We start from the raw sequence: 15,943 nt of genomic DNA on the forward strand, positions 1-15,943 counted from the left end.
CGCTGGGCCAGGGACGGCCCATCGCGGCGACCCACGGAGCAATGCCTTCGATACGGCATGCCGAGCCTAAGCGAGGCACCGAGTGGTGGGGCAAGAGCGTTTGGTTACTTTGCGCCGGGCGGCGTTCCGCTTTTCAAAGTTACCCGCTGTAAAAGCGGAACCATAGGTGGCCGTTACCGCAGCAATGGATATGTACTCAGACAACAATCTCCCACAGGCTCCGACGCGGCATGGATCAACGTTGGCAGAGGCTGATGAAGGAGCTGCCGAAGGCTGCGATCTTGGCGCCTCCCTACACCAGCCGCTCAATCTTCTGATGCTGCCACACCAGCTTGTAGTACAGAGTCTGCAACGCCAGCATCCCCAGATACGCCACCGGAAACGCCATCCACACCCCTTGCAACCCAAACCGCGCATCCAGCAGATACGCCACCGGCAACTGCACACCCACCACGCACACAATCGAAATCGCCACCGGCACCATCACCGTGCCGCTGGCACGCATGATGCCGCCGATGATCGCCTGGAAGCCGAACACCAACAGGCTCCAGAGCATGATGTGCAACAAGTGCTCGGCCATGCTGCGCGTCGCGTCCTCGGTGAGGAACGAGCCCAGCAACCAGTGCGACAGCAAATAGCCCAACACCACCAACCCACCGGTCAGGCACACGTTGATCATCAACCCCGTGCGCAGGATCGGTCCGATCCGCTCGATGCGCCCTGCCCCGATCGCCTGCGCGCCGAGGATCGACGCTGTGATCGCAATCGACAGAGCCGGGAACTGCACGTAATTGACGATCTGCGTCACCGCGCCGTACGCCGCCGTCGCCTGGGAACCGTGCTGGTTCACCAGCGCCAGGATCACCAGCTCCGACAACGACAACACCACCATCTGCAACCCGGTGGGCAAACCGATGCGCAACACCTTGCCTAGAATCGCCATGTCCAGCTTCATTGCCGCGAAAAACTCCCGGTCGGGCGCCAACGGATGGCCCTTGCGAATCAAACGCCATGCCAGCCACCCCATCGCCGCCAGGTTGCCCGCCAAGCCGGCAAACGCCGCACTCTGAATCCCCATCGGCGGCAAGCCCAACCACCCACGAATCAACGCCGGCGTCAGTGCCAGGCCGATACAGGTCGACACCACCAGCGCCAACAACGGCGACAACGTATCACTCACCCCGCGCAACAACTGCGTGAACAACACAAACACCAACAGCGTCGGCATGAACCACAACATCACATGGGCATACGCCACCGCATCGTCCAGCACATCCCCCGGTGTCCCCAACCCCACCAAGGAAGACCGTGCGAACACACTACCCACCACGGCTGCCACCAACCCGATCAACAACCCCAACAACAACGTCGACCCGGCAATCGCCTTCACCAAATGCGTCTCCCGTGCCCCCCACGCTTGCCCGATCAACACACCCGCCCCCGCACCGAGGCCGATGACCAGGGCGATGAAGAAGAACACGATGGGGAACATGCCGGACACGGCTGCCAGCGCCTGGGTGCCGAGCATCTGGCCGATGTAGATGCTGTTGACGGTGCCGGACATGGACTGGAGGAAATTGGACAGCACCATGGGGGCGAGGAACAGCAAGTAGGTTTTCCAGAGGGCGCGTTGCGGTTGGGCTGGGGTTTGCATTGGGTAGAGGTCCATCTCGACGGCGGGCGTGTTGATTGAGGATAGCTTCGGTGGCTGAAACCAACGGGCGATGACCATCTCAGGTCTGTGTTTGGATTTCCAGCGAAGTGATGGGAAAGGTCCGAGATTTCATCATCACAGGTCCTACATAAAGCTCGGAATGCCTCACCTTGCCCATCGATCCGATGAAGCTTATAGTCCGCCCCGTCGCCCAAATGGCGACTCAGGTTTGGCGACCTGACTGATCGGATGCAAAAGCTCTGTGCTTTCTTGCAGGTGCTTTTGCACGTTCGCAAAGCTGTCTTTATGGCAGCTGTGCGCGGGAGACCTTCGGGTCTGCCGGATTCCGATCCCGGTTCGCCAACCTGCGTACAGCTGTCACCCATTTGTTTGGCGACGAATGAGGGACAGTCCAACTTTGCACTGATCGGAGTTTTCACCTATGGAAAGATACATGCCCCTCACCGGAATCGACCTGATCCCGGCCTCTCTACTCATCGACACCCAAGCCCCACTCGCCGTTCTGCAAGCCATGGCGGATTACCGCATTCGCACGGTGACGCAGGTACTGGAGAACATCGCCTTTCGCGCCGAGATTGGTTGCGATACGGTGGTATTGTCGGACTTTTCCAAGCTGCTGGCGATTCCGTTGCGTGATGGCTGTGACTTGATGGATGTGATTGGGCGGCGCTTGCGGGCGCAGGCGGCGGAGTAAATAAAAAACGCAGATAACAAAAAACCCGCACAAGGCGGGTTTCTTGGGGTGTTTCGGATGGTGTTGGAGCCACCTGAAAGCGAAAGGTGGTGCCCAGAGACGGAATCGAACCGCCGACACGGGGATTTTCAATCCCCTGCTCTACCGACTGAGCTATCTGGGCCGCGGCGCAATTAAACGTTTTTTACTGCTGGGGCGTCAAGCACGAACTCAAAAAAACTTATTAAATACCTATAGTTACGATTAGAAGTAACCAGTTGGTCGTCAGTTTTTCAGATTTTTTTGCAAAACCGCCTTACTCGTTTGCTCATAAGCGAAGGACATTGTGAGGAGCAGATAGTCCAGGCACCCTAGTTTTCGCTCCAATACCTGGCCAGCTCATCCGTGCGATCAGCGACTCGTGGGGTCTTACTGAGCACGACACAGCGAGTCGTACCCACATACTCTTCGATCAGGTAGAGGGTGTCTCCGACGTCGACTCCCATCTCCTGCAATGTCTCATCGGGGATACGAATGCAGCCATCACCCTCCCAGTCCTCAATGACCACTTTTTTGGCGTTGTTCATAAGCACACCTCGGTAATGCTGAAAAAATCGTGATTATTGGCTCACTTTCGGTCAGCAGAAAAATGCCATCCACAAACCCAAACTTTTCACTTCTCCAAGCGTCTTCTACTTAATGCTGCGGACATGCCTTCGCAACTCAAGACACGGAACTCCACAAGGGAATAGTGATGACTTTTTACATTTTTCTCCTGGCCTGCGGGGCTGCGGCCAGCACAGGCATTTTTTTCCAACCGGGCCAGTGGTACGAATCTCTCGCCAAACCCGGTTTCACGCCGCCCAACTGGCTGTTTCCAGTCGCCTGGACGACTATTTACCTGTTGCTCGCCTGGGCTGGGTATCGGTTGACCCAAATACCTGATAGTCAGGTAGTGCTGGCTTTGTGGGCCGCGCAGATTGCACTGAATACGCTGTGGACGCCGGTGTTTTTCGGCGCTCAACGTATTCTCGCCAGCATGGTGATCCTCGCGCTGCTTTGGCTTGTGGTCGCTGTAATGGTGGTTCTGGCCTTGCGGCTTGATGTGATCACCGGTTTGATCCTGTTTCCATATCTAGTGTGGCTTTGCCTGGCCGGCGCGTTGAACTTCTTCATCTTGCGCAATAACCGCTGATATAAGCCTTCAGGTGCGAATTTAGACTCTACGGTGAGGGGGGCGTGATGATGAAATCCCGATTCGAAGCAAAGCTTCTTCGTCCGACAAAGCCTGGTAATGATACGTCGTGGGCGTTCGTAGTGCTGCCAAGAGAAGTGAGTGAACAACTTCCGAGGCGAGGAAGGACGACAGTCGAAGGCGCGATCAATGGGCACCTTTTCCAGGCAACCCTGGAGCCGGATGGTCAGTTGAGCCATTGGTTGCAGGTCAGTCGCGAATTACTTGAAGCCGCAGGCGCGGCCGTTGGGGATGTGGTTACCCTCGAGCTAACCCCCGTGAAAAAGGAACCCGAACCTGAGATCCCCGCAGATTTTCAGGAGGCACTGGCAGCCACTCCTCAGGCTCATGAAGTCTGGAAGAATACGACGACCCTCGCACGAGTAGACTGGATACACTGGTTGACTTCAGCCAAGCAACTCAAGACGCGCGCAAAACGAATAGGTGATGCCTGCGATATGCTTGCATCCGGCAAGAAGCAGGTCTGCTGTTTCGACCAGTCCGGTTTCTACAGCAAGGCCTTCCGGGCGCCCGAGGCAGAAGATTCTTGAATGGGGCATTCCATTGCCCCCTTTACCCCCTCACTTCAGCCTTGCTTGTCGCCCCCTTTCTCAAAGACATGCAACACCCGCCCCTAAGCAAACGTTCACTCCAGCAACGAAACCAGACGCGGCTCAATCGCCCCCTCTTGCACGTCAAGCAACGCCAATGTCACCGGTAACTTGAACCGTCGCGGCCCTGCACTGCCTGGATTGAGGTACAGCCGTTTACCGCGCCACTCAATGCACGGCTTGTGGGAATGCCCGGTAATCACCAGCCTCGTGCCTGGCGCCAGCACTGCCGGGGCATCGGCAATGTCATGCACCAGCAACGTCTGCCATCCCTCAAGTTCGAAACTCAGGTGGTCGGCGAGATGTTCCGCCCACGCAGCTGCCAGGTCATTGTTCCCGCGCACGACATGCAGTGGCGCAATCAACGCCAGTTGTTCGAGTACTCCCGGCTTTCCGATGTCGCCGGCATGAATGATTCGTTCACAGCCCTGCAACGCCGCGAGTGCTTCGTTGCGGAGCTGGCCATGGGTATCGGAGATCACGCCAACTTTCATGCAAGGCTCCAGGTCAGTCTCGAGGATGTACGCTCCTCTGCTCCGGCGATTGCGTGTTCCGGGATCAGGTGCTTGACTCACTTCGGCGAATCCGGGCCTTGACCACATCCGGATTCATCGGCGATCTGTACTTTCATTGATCCAGGTCGCAAAACCGTGCGATCGACACTGGATAATATTTTTTTGAGGTTTTTCAATAGGCTATAGATGACCGCCCAACTCTTTGCTGTTCATGGCCTGGTGAGTTTCACCCTGGCCATCCTGCTGCTCTTCCTGGGCAAGACACTGGTCCAGCACAGCACCTTGCTGCGTCAATACTGTATTCCAGAATCGGTGGTCGGCGGCTTTGTGTGTGCGGCGGTCACGAGTCTGTTGTACTTCGGTCTCAACATCCAGGTCGAGTTCGATCTGCAAGTCCGCGACACCATGCTGCTCTATTTCTTTGCCGGTATCGGCTTGAGGTCGGACATGCGCCAGCTGATCAAGGGTGGGCGACCGCTGCTGATCCTGCTGGTGCTCGCCGCGGTGTTCATTTTCCTGCAGAACGCGCTGGGCATGGGCATGGCCGAGGTTTTCGGGCTTGATCCCAAGGCTGGCCTGATGGTGGGCTCGATTTCCCTCACCGGAGGGGTCGGCACGACCCTGGCCTGGGCACCGCTGTTCGTCGAAAGGCTGGGCATCCAGAACGCGCACGAATTGGGGATCGCCAGCAACACTGTCGGCCTGATTGCCGCTTGTGTGATCGGCGGCCCTATCGCCAACCGCCTGATCCGTCGCCATCAACTGACGCCATCCGGGGATGCGGCGCTGGAAGTCGGCATCCTCGAACAACAGCAAAGCAAGCCATTGGACTACTACGACGTGCTCTGGGCGTGGATGTGGCTCAATTTGACCTTGATGCTCGGTTATGGGCTCAACCTGCTGCTGGTCGATAGCGGGATCACCCTGCCCAAGTTCGTCAGTTGTCTGTTCGCCGGTATCGTCATTCACCACCTCGTGCGGGGGCTGATCGGCGAGCAGCGCCTGAAATCCTGGAGCGGCGCCAGCCAGGGCCTGTCGCTGATTTCCGATGTCTGCCTGGGTATGTTCCTGACCATGGCGCTGATGGGCTTGCAGTTGTGGCAGCTCAGCGGCGCGCTGTTGTTTATTGCTTGCGCATTGACCCTGCAGATCCTGTTGACCGTGCTCTATACGTATTTTCTGGTCTTTCGCTTCATGGGCCGCAATTACGAAGCCAGCGTGATCGCTTCAGGCTTCGGTGGTATTGCGCTGGGTTCCACCGCGACAGCCATCGTCAATATGACGACCGTGACCCAGAAGTACGGTGCGGCTCACCAGGCCTTTCTGATCGTGCCGCTGGTGTGCGGATTCTTCATTGACCTGGTCAATGCCGTGATTATCGGGATGTTCAGTGGGCTGTAGCCGCTCGTTTTGCTTGAACGGCTAACGCGCCGCGCTCCGGGTACCGGCAAACGCGCTCGTACCCAACCAGCGCCACAGGTTTTGCGCATCCTGCGCTGCGCCATCCACACGCAGCTCTCGCGACTCAAGCACCTCCCGCGGTGTGCGGTCGCCCGCCCATACCTCGGTCAAGGCACGCACACTGGAATCGACGACCAGGGTCAATTCACGCCCGGGGTCGTCGCGGCACAAGTCTGCCACACCCTCCTCGACCACCAGCCACCACGCTTGCTCGCCGGACCGCGCGTCGCGAAATTTGAACTGGATGACCACCGGTCGGGACGGAAACGTCTCGAGACGCACGAACCGGCGCACGTCCCACATGAGCAGGCCCGCGTCGAGTTGATCATCGCGCAGGCGACTGCCGATCCAGCGCGCGCCCCAATGCCCCAGCGCCATGATGATGGGGCGCAATTCCTCGCCCGCCTCGGTCAGGCTGTACTCCCAGACTTTGCCAACCGCGGTGCGATGCACCACGCCGATTTCTTCCAGATGGCGCAGCCGCTGTGCCAGCAAGCCGGTGGACATCCGGGGGACGCCGCGGTGCAGTTCATTGAAGCGTTTGCTGCCGCACAACAGTTCGCGCACGACCAAGGGTGTCCAGCGCTCGCACAGTGCCTCGGCACCGCGCGCGACCGTGCAGAACTGACCATAGCTTTCGTTCATTGCCTGCACTCCCATCGCTGCAACGCTTCAGATATTGAACTAGCCCCGCGACTTCGCCACGCGCACGCTCAAGTCTCCGACAGCCAACCGCCCCAGGAGAACATCATGACCAAGATCGCCATTATTCAGCGCCCGCCCGTGCTGCTCGATCGCAGCGCGACGATCGCCCGGGCCGTGCAATCGGTCTCTGAGGCCGCGACGGCGGGAGCTTCGCTGATTGTTCTGCCCGAATCGTTCATTCCAGGTTACCCGTCGTGGATCTGGCGGCTGGCGGCGGGAAAGGACGGCGCTGTCATCGGCCAGTTGCATACGCGGCTGCTGGCCAATGCCGTTGATATCGTGAACGGTGACCTGTGCCAATTGTGCGAGGCGGCCAGGATTCACGCGGTGACGATCGTGTGCGGCATCAATGAATGCGACCGGCGCAATGGAGGGGGCACGCTCTATAACAGCGTAGTCGTTATCGGCGTGAACGGCGCCGTGCTCAACCGACACCGCAAACTGATGCCCACCAATCCCGAGCGCATGGTGCATGGCTTTGGTGATGCGTCCGGGTTGCGCGCGGTGGATACACCGGTCGGCCGCGTGGGAGCGCTCATCTGCTGGGAAAACTACATGCCGCTGGCGCGCTACGCGCTGTATGCCCAAGGGGTGGAAATCTATGTCGCGCCCACTTACGACACTGGCGAGGGCTGGATCAGTACGATGCGTCACATTGCCCTCGAAGGCCGCTGCTGGGTGCTTGGCAGTGGCACCGCGCTGCGCGGCAGCGACGTCCCTGACGACTTCCCGTCCCGTGCGCAACTGTTTGCCGATCCAGACGAATGGATCAACGACGGCGACTCGGTGGTGGTCAATCCCCAAGGCCGGATCGTGGCCGGCCCATTGCACCGAGAGGCGGGCATTCTGTATGCGGACATCGACGTCTCACTCGTGGCCCCTGCACGGCGGGCGCTCGACGTCACCGGGCACTATGCACGCCCGGACATTTTCGACCTGCAGGTGCGACGCACGCCGGCGACAGCGGTGCGCTACATCGACGGGTGAAGACAGGTAACGTTTGTGCGAGCTATCGCCTGACCATTGATCAAGGAGTCATGCCATGAACATTGAACAGTCTTACAAAGGCAGTTGTTTTTGCGGTGCGGTCGAGTTCACCGTCAGCGGTGAGCCGGCCGCGATGGGCTATTGCCATTGCGAGTCGTGCCGGCACTGGTCGGCGGGGCCGGTCAATGCCTTCACCCTGTGGAAACCGGAGGCGGTGCAAGTGACTCGGGGCGCCGACAACATCGGCACCTACAACAAGACACCACAGAGTTACCGCAAGTGGTGCAAGACGTGCGGCGGACATCTCTTCACCGAGCACCCGGGGATGGGACTCATCGATGTGTATGCTGCGCTCATCCCGGATCTTGAGTACACGCCAGGGGTTCATGTGCATTATCAGGAGTCGGTGTTGCGTATTGAAGATGGATTGCCGAAGTTCAAGGATGTGCCGAAAGAATTGGGAGGATCCGGCATTAGCATGTAGGAGCGAGCATGCTCGCGACGGTCGTTAACGATACCGCTGTAAACTTGGCACCCCACGGCGTACGGTCTTTCGTCGGTACGCCGCTCGGGACAACAATGGGCACAAAGTTGAAGGCAATCAAGAAAGCCGGTGCCATGCAATTGCCTCGAACCCAATGAAATTGGAATCATGCAACGAGTGCTAATGTGAGATTTAATGCGAAGCATGCTTCGGCGGCGCTTCGACGATGGACTGAAAAATAACGGAGTTACCTACATGGAAGTTTTCAGCCAGTTGCAACCCGCGCAATGCAAAGGAATGGAGGACATCAGACGTGAGATCGATGCCCTCGACCAGGCCGTTATCAAGTTGTTAGGCAGGCGATTCCAGTACGTGCTTGCGGCTTCGAAATTCAAGACCTCTGCGGCCTCGGTGCGTGCTCAGGAGCGGTTCAATACCATGCTGGCAACACGTCGTGAATGGGCCGAGGCCGAGGGCCTGAGCCCGGACGCAATCGAAAAAATGTATAGCGATTTGGTTAAACATTTTATTGCCGAGGAGATGAAGCACTGGTCGGCGCAATTGTCCCAGACCTGATCCCCGTGCTTTGCATGTCCAACCCCTTGCAACCTGGATATGCGCTGTAGGAGCCGGCTTGCTGGCGATCGCAGTTCATCAGGCGACATTAGTGTCGACTGCACGTCCGCGATCGCCAGCAAGCCGGCTTCTACAGGATTAGCGAGGATCGTCATGGCTGTCCACATACTCAAGCCCCAACGGACCCGTCCCGTAGACCTGCGAGATGTACTCACCTGATTTTGCCCAATGGAAGTGCGGCGTATTGGCCGGGAGTATCACGACGCTGCCCGGCCCGTAGGCAACCAGTTTGTCCGGATCGAAAACCGTTCCGAAGCCAATATAGAAAACACCGGACATGACGGTGTAGATACGATCTTCAGGATGAACATGGGGCATTAATCGAATGCCATTGGGCACTTTGACTCGTACCACGTAGGGTGCTGGCTTGCTCGGGTCGCCGGCGATAACAGCCAGTTTTACCTCTTTGGGGAAGGCGGGGAAGCTGCGCCATTCCACGTCTTCATTATGCAAGGAAGCGGTTTTATCGAGTGGCAAGGGTTGTGCCTGAGTGGACGGCATGATTGCGCTTGCAACAAGAAGTGCTGCCAGGGCAGTTGTTTTCATAATGCGTTGAACCATGAGAGTCACCTTGACTACGCCATAAACAAATCGTCAGGCTGACTCTATGGGCGATTGGCGTTGATGATAACGATGTGATTGGGCATTACAGTTGATACGCAATGTAATCAATGCCCGGTGCCGCATCATCACGCTAACAAGGGGTCGCGAGCGGCCCCTATCAATCGCATCGATGTTCACCATCACTTCAATGAAGTTCTCTAAAAAAATCCGCGGCGTAACATCAGCTCCATACCAACCAACAACACCCCGGAGCACACGATCATGAAACGCCAGACCCTCCTCAGCATCGCTTTCTCGGTTTTCGCAGTTAACGCTTTTGCCGCTACCTCTGTTCAGCCTGTTGTCGCTGAAGGTGGCTCGGATCGTCTGATTGAAAGCCGGGTGGCCGAGGGTGGTTCGGATCGCTTGATCGAGAATCGCGTCGCTGCCGATGGTTCTGACCGCCTGCAAGGCAACACCGTCGCCGCCGATGGCTCCGACCGCCTGCAAGGCAACACCGTCGCTGCTGATGGTTCCGACCGCCTGCAAGGCAACACCGTCGCCGCTGATGGCTCGGACCGCCTGCAAGGCAACACCGTCGCCGCTGATGGCTCGGACCGCCTGCAAGGCAACACTGTCGCCGCCGATGGCTCCGACCGCCTGCAAGGCAACACCGTCGCTGCCGATGGCTCCGACCGCCTGCAAGGCAACACTGTCGCCTGACCCCATCGCTGCACCGCACCCGCAAAAAGCCCGGCCTGATCAGCCGGGCTTTTTCGTGTTCACTGCACTGAGCGGCATCCATCGACTGCTATTGGTCCGGGAACCGAAGGTATTTCGGGCAGAATTTTTATGTTTGCTACTATCAATGGACGGCGTCGAAGTTGAGGTCCGGGATTTGCACAATCGGCTTGCATTCACCTGGCATTGATCCACTCATTTCAAATCTGCCTGACCACAGGGAGCTGTGATGCGTACTCCATTTCTTTACGTGTTGTCAGCGATGTTTTTTCTGAGCAGCCCGCCCCTCGTGGCGCAGGCGGCGGATACAGCCCCCACCCCGACAGCCAGCCCTGCCAATACGGCAGCGACCACGATACCCGCCAAAGACCCGGTGTTTACCCAGGAACAGCTGGATCAAATGCTCGCCCCCATCGCGCTCTACCCGGACCCGCTGCTGGCACAGGTGCTGATGGCGTCCACCTACCCCGGGGAAGTCGCCGAGGCAGTCACCTGGTCGAAGGCTCACCCGGACGCCAAGGGCGATGACGCGGTCAAGCAAGTGGCGAACCAGCCCTGGGACCCGAGTGTGCAGGCGCTGGTTGCCTTCCCGCAGGTCTTGGCAACGCTGGGGCAGGATCCGGTCTGGGTCCAACGCCTGGGTGACGCCTTCCTGGCGCAGCCCGACGACCTCATGAATGGCGTGCAACGCTTGCGTCGCCAGGCCCAGGCAGCCGGTAACCTGCAGAGCAACCAATATCAGAACGTAACGATCCAGAACGCTGCGCCACCGCCCCCCGCATCGACCGCCACGACCACAACGCAGGCTCCGGCCCAGGCCCCCGCCAGCAGCAGCTCCACCATCATCATTCAGCCGGCCGATCCGCAGGTGGTGTACGTCCCCACCTACAACCCGACAACCACCTACGGCACCTGGGCCTATCCCGCATCGCCACCTGCCTACTATCCGCCGCCGCCCGCTTATTACCCCGGTCAGGCGCTGATGGCCGGGCTGGCGTTTGGCACCGGTGTGGCCATCGTCGGTGCGCTGTGGGGTGAATGTGACTGGGGTAATAACGACGTCGACATCGACGTCAATCGCTACAACAACATCAATGCCAACAACCGCATCACCAACAATCAGAACAAGTGGCAGCATAACGCCGCGCATCGCAATGGCGTGCCCTATCGGGACAACAGGAGCCGCGAACAGTACGGCCGGCAACTGGGAGGTGCCAGTCAGCGCCAGGCCTATCGAGGGGACAATGCCCAGCGCGCCCAGGCGCGTGAAAATGCCCGTAGCTCGATGGACCGGCACGGTATCGAACGACCTGCCACCAGCAACCTTGAGGCCCGTGATCGGGCGCGCGAAGCCCAGTCCAGGGCCTCGGCCGGCAATCGGATGCAAGCCGAAGCAGACAGGCCGAAAGCGGCCGATAGGCCGAGGGCTGCTGACCGGAGCCAAAATACCGCCAGAAATACTCGGGAGAATCAGCAATCGAGAGTTCAGCAACCGAGGAATCAGGCCAACCAGACGAATCAACGTGCACAGACGCGCCAGGCGGCGCAAAACCGCCAGGCCTCGCCGGCCGTCAATAGAGGCAGTGCCCGCAACAATGCCTTCGCCGGTGCGCGTTCGCCGTCCCAGGCCAACCTGCAAGCCAATCGTGGCCGGGCCAGCCAGGCTTCCTTCCAGCGCCCCAACGCCTCGAGGGCAGCCGGTCATCAGATCAGTCGGCCATCCGGCGCAGCGCGTTCAAGGGGGGGCCGCCGTTGAATAACCATCCTCGAGTAAAGGCACGCAAGAGTGTGCTTATGCATGCCCTGGCGCTCACAGTCGCCCTGGCCTGGTCGTGCATGGCGACGGCGCAGCAGGAATTTGCAACGCCGGAAAAGGCCGCTGAAGCATTCGTCGAAGCATTGGGTACGAAAAACGCCGATCAGAAACGCCTGGCCGAGTTGCTGGGTGAAGACTGGCGCAGTTTCATCCCTCGCGACGGTGCCGAGCGCGAAGACGTGGAGGCGTTTTTGAAGCTATACCACGAGCAACACCAGATTGAAAAAACCGGCGACAACAAGGCGATTCTGTCGGTGGGCAGTGAGCACTGGACACTGCCTATCCCCATCGTAAAAGGCGCGAAGGGTTGGCGTTTCGACATCAAGGCCGGCAGTGCGGAGCTTCGTACCCGGCAAATTGGCCGCAACGAGCTGGCCGCGGTGCAATCGGCGCTGGCTTATCACGATGCCCAGATGGACTACGCCTCGGTGGATCGCGACGGTGACGGCGCCCTCGAATACGCGCAGAAAATCTTCAGTACCGCCGGCAAGCATGACGGACTCTATTGGGCGGACGACGATAGCGGACAGATCAGCCCGTTGGGGCCCGAGTTCGGCAAAACCATAGCCGGCCAACCCTGGCATGGCTACCGCTTCCGCATCCTGCTGGGCCAGGGGCCTTCCGCACCGGGCGGGGCCTATAGCTACCTCATCGGGGACAAGATGAGCCGGGGCTTTGCACTGATCGCCTGGCCGGCGAAATACGGTGAAACCGGGGTGATGAGCTTCATGATCAGCCATGAGGGACAGGTCTTCGAAAAAGACCTGGGGCCTGGTAGCGAAAAGCTGGCGCAGGCGATGAAGCGCTTTGATCCGGATGACAGCTGGACTGAAGTGCCGGCCGATGAAGAGAAGGCGGACTGACTCGAACCCGTGACGCTCTGCGTCACCACTGCGCGAACCCCAGCCTTGCGTTGCTATCGGAACGCGGAGCGTCCCTGGCGGCATTCCCACGCAGAGCGTGGGAACGATCAGGTGTACGCAAACAGATCCAGAATCAGGCTAGCCGGCCGTTTCGCTTAGCGCGGACTCCAGCCCTGCGTTGCTAGCGGAACGCGGAGCGTCCCTGGCGGCATTCCCACGCAGAGCGTGGGAACGATCAGGTGTACGCGCACTTACCATCGCGCAGATCAGCCTCGCTTTCGACGGTTTTTTTCATCCTCATCCAGTGCCTGGCGAACCAGCGCCCGCGCCGCCCAGGCGGTGGTGGCGAGTGATTCTTCGACGCTCGCGCCACCGATATCGCGCACGGCAATCAATGCCTCTGTGCCCATGACGATCGACAGCGCCTGCTTCAGGCGCTTGCGCGCCTTGGGTGACAGTACGTCTTTCATCGAGTCGACAATCGGCTCGATGTAGCTCAGGCGGCGGCCCGGTCGCAGGGGCTCGTGGGACTCGCTTTCGAGCCATACGGTCATGAACGAGCGCTCCATCACGTGCAGGCCGATCTCGTCGTCGATCAGCAGTTTGTTCAACGTGTTCGCCGCCAGGCCCATACCCTTGACCGGATCGTCCCCCAGCTGCCAGATGCGTTCCAGCGGCGGCATGTCACGATCGGCCGCTGTCTCGCTGATCAACGCCTCGACCGTGGGAAAGTAGCGATAGGCCGTGGCGCGCGACACCCTGGCGCGCTCAGCCGCTTGCGCCACCGTGGGCTGATGACCTTCGTCGCGCAAGGCGATGGCGGCCTCGATCAGCGCCTGGCGGGTGCGCAGCTTCTGGTTGACGCGACCTTGTGCATCACCCTCACCGATCAACGGGCTTGACTTGGGATTGGACATGGAATAAATGATACCTTGTCTTGTAATGAGACATGAGTCTCATAATAGACGTAAGGCAGCGGATCTGCCACCGCCCCTGTGCACGGCATCTGCGGGCATCACGATTTCAGGGATTTTCCAGCAACTGAGCGCGCCTCAGGGCGCTTGAGGTGAATGCCATGAATCACACTCCCCGTTCGCGGACCTGGTTTCGACTTGCTGCCCTCTACTTTGCCATTGGGGTGATGCTGGGGGTGACGATGGGTGCCTCTGGCGACCACTCACTCTTCGCCGTACATGCCCACATCAATCTGTTGGGGTGGGTATCGATGGCACTGTTCGGCGTCATCGGCGCATTGCACCCGAGCATGACCGAAGGTCGCGCGGCTGCCGTGCAGTTCTGGACGTACAACCTGGGCGTACCGGTGATGCTCGGCGCGCTGACCCTGCGGCTGAAGGGCTTCGCGTCGATCGAGCCATTGATTGGCGTCGCATCGATCCTGATTGGCGTGAGTGTGCTGCTGTTTGCCTGGCTGGTATTCTCGCGCATCGGCGTTGTTGCCGGGTACTTGAGCCGTACGACAGGCGAATCACGCCTGTCGTGACCCGGTAGCTGCTGCCGCGGGTGCCGTAAGGACAAGGCACCCGTAGCGAGATATACGACTACTCCTTTACTGCGCCACCTGCAGGCGCAACCGGCTTCGACGTGACAAGCCAGCCTGCAACGCGAACGCCAGGATCACGGTCGAGGGCGCTGAAAAGCTGCCCAGGCCACCACCGCCATACATCAGGGCAAGGCCCGCTGCCGTGGCGCCAAACCACGCTGTCAGGCCCACCGGGTTGAATGCAGCCACGCGTTCCAGCGCCGCCACGTCACTGCGCCCATAAAGAATCTGCGCCAACGCCACGCCGACCCAGGCCACCACAAAAATGCCCTGGTAGGCCAACGCCTTGAGCAAATAGGCAAACACATCGGCGAGCATCAAGCCGTACACGATCACCCCCACCGCCAGGGCCCACGCCCAGTACGCACCACGCACTCCGAAACGGGCAAAGAATGCCTGCATGTTGAGCGTCGCCAGGTAGTAATTGGCGGTATTGATCCGGGTTTGCGTGGCCCAGACAAACAACAACCCCCACAAGCCCATCAACTGCAGGATCGCCATGACCACCGACACTTCGTTCAACGCGCCTTCATGGGGAATGCTGCTGACCAGATAGATGCCCGCTGCGCCGTTGAGCAAAAACGTCACCGCGTAGAACGGCATGCCGAAGTTCCAGCGACCGTGATACCCGGCGTCTTCTTCCTTGCCAAACCGGGCGTAGTCGAAGGTGAACAGCATCAGCACCCAAACCCCCATGTAGGCGACAAAGCAGTCCCACCAGCCGAAGGCGCTGGGGGTTGCCGGGCCGAAATCCAGCCATTGCGGCTGGTAGCCATACCGGCTGATCGACAGCCCCACCGCCACCAGCAATCCTCCGAGGTAGACCGGCAGCAGCACGCCATTGAGCTTGTCCAGCCAATGCTGCACGCTGCCCAATATCATCGGCACGCTGTACAGCACCACCAGCAACGCGGCCAGTGGATAGACCAGTTCCGGGTACAGGTGATTGAGCGCCACGGCGATCACCGAACCTTCGAACACCGCGTAATAGATCGCCGTGGAAAAGAAGATCAGGGTGGCCAGGCATGCTCCGGTGCTGCCGAACAACAGCCGCGAAAACAGTGCCACCGACAAGCCGCTGCGAATCGCGAAGCGACTGAGCACACTGTTGACCAATCCATAACTGATCACCGACAGGACCATGCCGATCAGCGCATTGCGCGCGCCATAAGACAGCGCCAGGGAAGCGCCCACCACGATGTAGAACATCGCACTGCACACCGCCCACCAGGCCATGGTCAGTGATAAGCGGCCCATGCGCGCTTGCGCTGGAACGGGGTGATTGGCCGGGTCCTGCCCGGTTTGACTCGATTGCGATAAAGCAGCCATATGCGTGAACTCCAGAACCAGTCAAAGGTTGAAGCGCGGGCAGCCGCCACCGCACCGTAGTGCGGCGTTGGCTTGCCGTTTGGCTTTACCCGCGCAGTGCGGCGGGCAG

General features: G+C 59.5%; 18 protein-coding genes and 1 tRNA gene. 11 read left to right on the forward strand and 8 right to left on the reverse strand.

Translation table 11 applies throughout. The annotated features are described in order from the left end of the window. Window positions 1–292: 292 nt before the first annotated feature. Entirely contained in the window at window positions 293–1,654 is a 1,362-nt protein-coding gene (locus AC1Q8Q_RS27305; RefSeq protein ID WP_033044603.1) for an MATE family efflux transporter, read from the reverse strand. A gap of 442 nt (window positions 1,655–2,096) precedes the next feature. On the opposite strand from AC1Q8Q_RS27305, the gene AC1Q8Q_RS27310 reads away from it, so the two are divergent. Continuing rightward, the gene (locus tag AC1Q8Q_RS27310; protein ID WP_492615736.1) at window positions 2,097–2,369 is read left to right on the forward strand and encodes a hypothetical protein; all 273 of its coding nucleotides are present in this window, start codon (window positions 2,097–2,099) and stop codon (window positions 2,367–2,369) included. Window positions 2,370–2,456: 87 nt separating this feature from the next. Here the strand turns inward: AC1Q8Q_RS27310 and AC1Q8Q_RS27315 are convergent. Next, a tRNA-Phe gene (locus AC1Q8Q_RS27315) sits at window positions 2,457–2,532 on the reverse strand. A 187-nt stretch (window positions 2,533–2,719) separates the two neighbouring features. Next, entirely contained in the window at window positions 2,720–2,935 is a 216-nt protein-coding gene (locus AC1Q8Q_RS27320) for a hypothetical protein (RefSeq protein ID WP_020800710.1), read from the reverse strand. A 167-nt stretch (window positions 2,936–3,102) separates the two neighbouring features. Here AC1Q8Q_RS27320 and tspO point away from each other — a divergent pair, with 167 nt between their 5' ends. Together tspO and AC1Q8Q_RS27330 are read left to right on the forward strand one after the other, a co-directional pair. After that, window positions 3,103–3,543 carry a tryptophan-rich sensory protein TspO gene (tspO, locus tag AC1Q8Q_RS27325; RefSeq protein WP_432668317.1) on the forward strand — a complete coding sequence of 147 codons (441 nt, stop codon included), beginning with the start codon at window positions 3,103–3,105 and terminating at the stop codon, window positions 3,541–3,543. A gap of 47 nt (window positions 3,544–3,590) precedes the next feature. Further along, window positions 3,591–4,133: a DUF1905 domain-containing protein gene (locus AC1Q8Q_RS27330; RefSeq protein WP_492615737.1), complete on the forward strand. Its 543-nt coding sequence runs from the start codon at window positions 3,591–3,593 to the stop codon at window positions 4,131–4,133. A gap of 95 nt (window positions 4,134–4,228) precedes the next feature. Here the strand turns inward: AC1Q8Q_RS27330 and AC1Q8Q_RS27335 are convergent, their stop codons facing one another. Beyond that, complete coding sequence (locus AC1Q8Q_RS27335; RefSeq protein ID WP_492615738.1) at window positions 4,229–4,687, reverse strand: metallophosphoesterase family protein; 459 nt, start codon at window positions 4,685–4,687, stop codon at window positions 4,229–4,231. Window positions 4,688–4,894: 207 nt separating this feature from the next. Between AC1Q8Q_RS27335 and gltS the strand changes: the two genes are divergently transcribed. Further along, window positions 4,895–6,109 carry a sodium/glutamate symporter gene (gene gltS / locus AC1Q8Q_RS27340; RefSeq protein ID WP_033042937.1) on the forward strand — a complete coding sequence of 405 codons (1,215 nt, stop codon included), beginning with the start codon at window positions 4,895–4,897 and terminating at the stop codon, window positions 6,107–6,109. A 21-nt stretch (window positions 6,110–6,130) separates the two neighbouring features. Here gltS and AC1Q8Q_RS27345 read toward each other — a convergent pair whose 3' ends face one another. Next, a complete protein-coding gene (locus AC1Q8Q_RS27345) occupies window positions 6,131–6,814 on the reverse strand; it encodes a winged helix-turn-helix transcriptional regulator (RefSeq protein WP_020800716.1) in 684 nt (227 codons plus the stop codon). A 105-nt stretch (window positions 6,815–6,919) separates the two neighbouring features. Between AC1Q8Q_RS27345 and AC1Q8Q_RS27350 the strand changes: the two genes are divergently transcribed. The 3 genes from AC1Q8Q_RS27350 (at window position 6,920) to AC1Q8Q_RS27360 (ending at window position 8,921) form a co-directional block, all read left to right on the forward strand. After that, on the forward strand, window positions 6,920–7,861 hold the full coding sequence (locus tag AC1Q8Q_RS27350) for a carbon-nitrogen hydrolase family protein (RefSeq protein ID WP_033042939.1): 942 nt from the start codon (window positions 6,920–6,922) through the stop codon (window positions 7,859–7,861). A 55-nt stretch (window positions 7,862–7,916) separates the two neighbouring features. Continuing rightward, on the forward strand, window positions 7,917–8,345 hold the full coding sequence (locus AC1Q8Q_RS27355) for a GFA family protein (RefSeq protein ID WP_110754947.1): 429 nt from the start codon (window positions 7,917–7,919) through the stop codon (window positions 8,343–8,345). A gap of 255 nt (window positions 8,346–8,600) precedes the next feature. Beyond that, on the forward strand, window positions 8,601–8,921 hold the full coding sequence (locus AC1Q8Q_RS27360; RefSeq protein ID WP_492615739.1) for an isochorismate lyase: 321 nt from the start codon (window positions 8,601–8,603) through the stop codon (window positions 8,919–8,921). Window positions 8,922–9,059: 138 nt separating this feature from the next. Here the strand turns inward: AC1Q8Q_RS27360 and AC1Q8Q_RS27365 are convergent, their stop codons facing one another. Then, window positions 9,060–9,542: a cupin domain-containing protein gene (locus AC1Q8Q_RS27365; protein ID WP_033042944.1), complete on the reverse strand. Its 483-nt coding sequence runs from the start codon at window positions 9,540–9,542 to the stop codon at window positions 9,060–9,062. A 264-nt stretch (window positions 9,543–9,806) separates the two neighbouring features. Here AC1Q8Q_RS27365 and AC1Q8Q_RS27370 point away from each other — a divergent pair, with 264 nt between their 5' ends. From AC1Q8Q_RS27370 to AC1Q8Q_RS27380, 3 genes are all read left to right on the forward strand, one after another. Continuing rightward, the gene (locus tag AC1Q8Q_RS27370) at window positions 9,807–10,247 is read left to right on the forward strand and encodes a hypothetical protein (RefSeq protein ID WP_168757556.1); all 441 of its coding nucleotides are present in this window, start codon (window positions 9,807–9,809) and stop codon (window positions 10,245–10,247) included. A 247-nt stretch (window positions 10,248–10,494) separates the two neighbouring features. After that, window positions 10,495–12,021, forward strand: a complete 1,527-nt coding sequence (locus tag AC1Q8Q_RS27375; protein ID WP_492615740.1) for a DUF3300 domain-containing protein — start codon at window positions 10,495–10,497, stop codon at window positions 12,019–12,021. 38 nt (window positions 12,022–12,059) lie between these two features. Then, a complete protein-coding gene (locus AC1Q8Q_RS27380; RefSeq protein WP_492615741.1) occupies window positions 12,060–12,944 on the forward strand; it encodes a DUF2950 domain-containing protein in 885 nt (294 codons plus the stop codon). A gap of 266 nt (window positions 12,945–13,210) precedes the next feature. Here the strand turns inward: AC1Q8Q_RS27380 and AC1Q8Q_RS27385 are convergent, their stop codons facing one another. Then, a complete protein-coding gene (locus tag AC1Q8Q_RS27385) occupies window positions 13,211–13,861 on the reverse strand; it encodes a TetR/AcrR family transcriptional regulator (protein WP_492615742.1) in 651 nt (216 codons plus the stop codon). A 158-nt stretch (window positions 13,862–14,019) separates the two neighbouring features. On the opposite strand from AC1Q8Q_RS27385, the gene AC1Q8Q_RS27390 reads away from it, so the two are divergent. After that, entirely contained in the window at window positions 14,020–14,445 is a 426-nt protein-coding gene (locus AC1Q8Q_RS27390) for a hypothetical protein (protein ID WP_033043890.1), read from the forward strand. Window positions 14,446–14,511: 66 nt separating this feature from the next. On the opposite strand, the gene AC1Q8Q_RS27395 is transcribed toward AC1Q8Q_RS27390, so the two are convergent. Further along, on the reverse strand, window positions 14,512–15,834 hold the full coding sequence (locus AC1Q8Q_RS27395) for a purine-cytosine permease family protein (protein ID WP_489325566.1): 1,323 nt from the start codon (window positions 15,832–15,834) through the stop codon (window positions 14,512–14,514). Window positions 15,835–15,943 lie beyond the last annotated feature (109 nt).

This window comes from Pseudomonas sp. GW823-FHT06B06, from assembly GCF_058795195.1.

Excerpts from the sequence above, each read along its gene's own strand:
- tspO (WP_432668317.1), top strand. The coding sequence starts at position 3,103 with ATGACTTTTTACATTTTTCTCCTGGCCTGCGGGGCTGCGGCCAGCACA.
- AC1Q8Q_RS27345 (WP_020800716.1), bottom strand. The coding sequence starts at position 6,814 with ATGAACGAAAGCTATGGTCAGTTCTGCACGGTCGCGCGCGGTGCCGAG.
- AC1Q8Q_RS27380 (WP_492615741.1), top strand. The coding sequence starts at position 12,060 with ATGCATGCCCTGGCGCTCACAGTCGCCCTGGCCTGGTCGTGCATGGCG.
- AC1Q8Q_RS27305 (WP_033044603.1), bottom strand. The coding sequence starts at position 1,654 with ATGCAAACCCCAGCCCAACCGCAACGCGCCCTCTGGAAAACCTACTTG.
- AC1Q8Q_RS27360 (WP_492615739.1), top strand. The coding sequence starts at position 8,601 with ATGGAAGTTTTCAGCCAGTTGCAACCCGCGCAATGCAAAGGAATGGAG.
- AC1Q8Q_RS27395 (WP_489325566.1), bottom strand. The coding sequence starts at position 15,834 with ATGGCTGCTTTATCGCAATCGAGTCAAACCGGGCAGGACCCGGCCAAT.
- AC1Q8Q_RS27370 (WP_168757556.1), top strand. The coding sequence starts at position 9,807 with ATGAAACGCCAGACCCTCCTCAGCATCGCTTTCTCGGTTTTCGCAGTT.
- gltS (WP_033042937.1), top strand. The coding sequence starts at position 4,895 with ATGACCGCCCAACTCTTTGCTGTTCATGGCCTGGTGAGTTTCACCCTG.
- AC1Q8Q_RS27310 (WP_492615736.1), top strand. The coding sequence starts at position 2,097 with ATGGAAAGATACATGCCCCTCACCGGAATCGACCTGATCCCGGCCTCT.
- AC1Q8Q_RS27365 (WP_033042944.1), bottom strand. The coding sequence starts at position 9,542 with ATGGTTCAACGCATTATGAAAACAACTGCCCTGGCAGCACTTCTTGTT.
- AC1Q8Q_RS27335 (WP_492615738.1), bottom strand. The coding sequence starts at position 4,687 with ATGAAAGTTGGCGTGATCTCCGATACCCATGGCCAGCTCCGCAACGAA.
- AC1Q8Q_RS27390 (WP_033043890.1), top strand. The coding sequence starts at position 14,020 with ATGAATCACACTCCCCGTTCGCGGACCTGGTTTCGACTTGCTGCCCTC.
- AC1Q8Q_RS27385 (WP_492615742.1), bottom strand. The coding sequence starts at position 13,861 with ATGTCCAATCCCAAGTCAAGCCCGTTGATCGGTGAGGGTGATGCACAA.
- AC1Q8Q_RS27355 (WP_110754947.1), top strand. The coding sequence starts at position 7,917 with ATGAACATTGAACAGTCTTACAAAGGCAGTTGTTTTTGCGGTGCGGTC.
- AC1Q8Q_RS27350 (WP_033042939.1), top strand. The coding sequence starts at position 6,920 with ATGACCAAGATCGCCATTATTCAGCGCCCGCCCGTGCTGCTCGATCGC.
- AC1Q8Q_RS27375 (WP_492615740.1), top strand. The coding sequence starts at position 10,495 with ATGCGTACTCCATTTCTTTACGTGTTGTCAGCGATGTTTTTTCTGAGC.
- AC1Q8Q_RS27320 (WP_020800710.1), bottom strand. The coding sequence starts at position 2,935 with ATGAACAACGCCAAAAAAGTGGTCATTGAGGACTGGGAGGGTGATGGC.
- AC1Q8Q_RS27330 (WP_492615737.1), top strand. The coding sequence starts at position 3,591 with ATGATGAAATCCCGATTCGAAGCAAAGCTTCTTCGTCCGACAAAGCCT.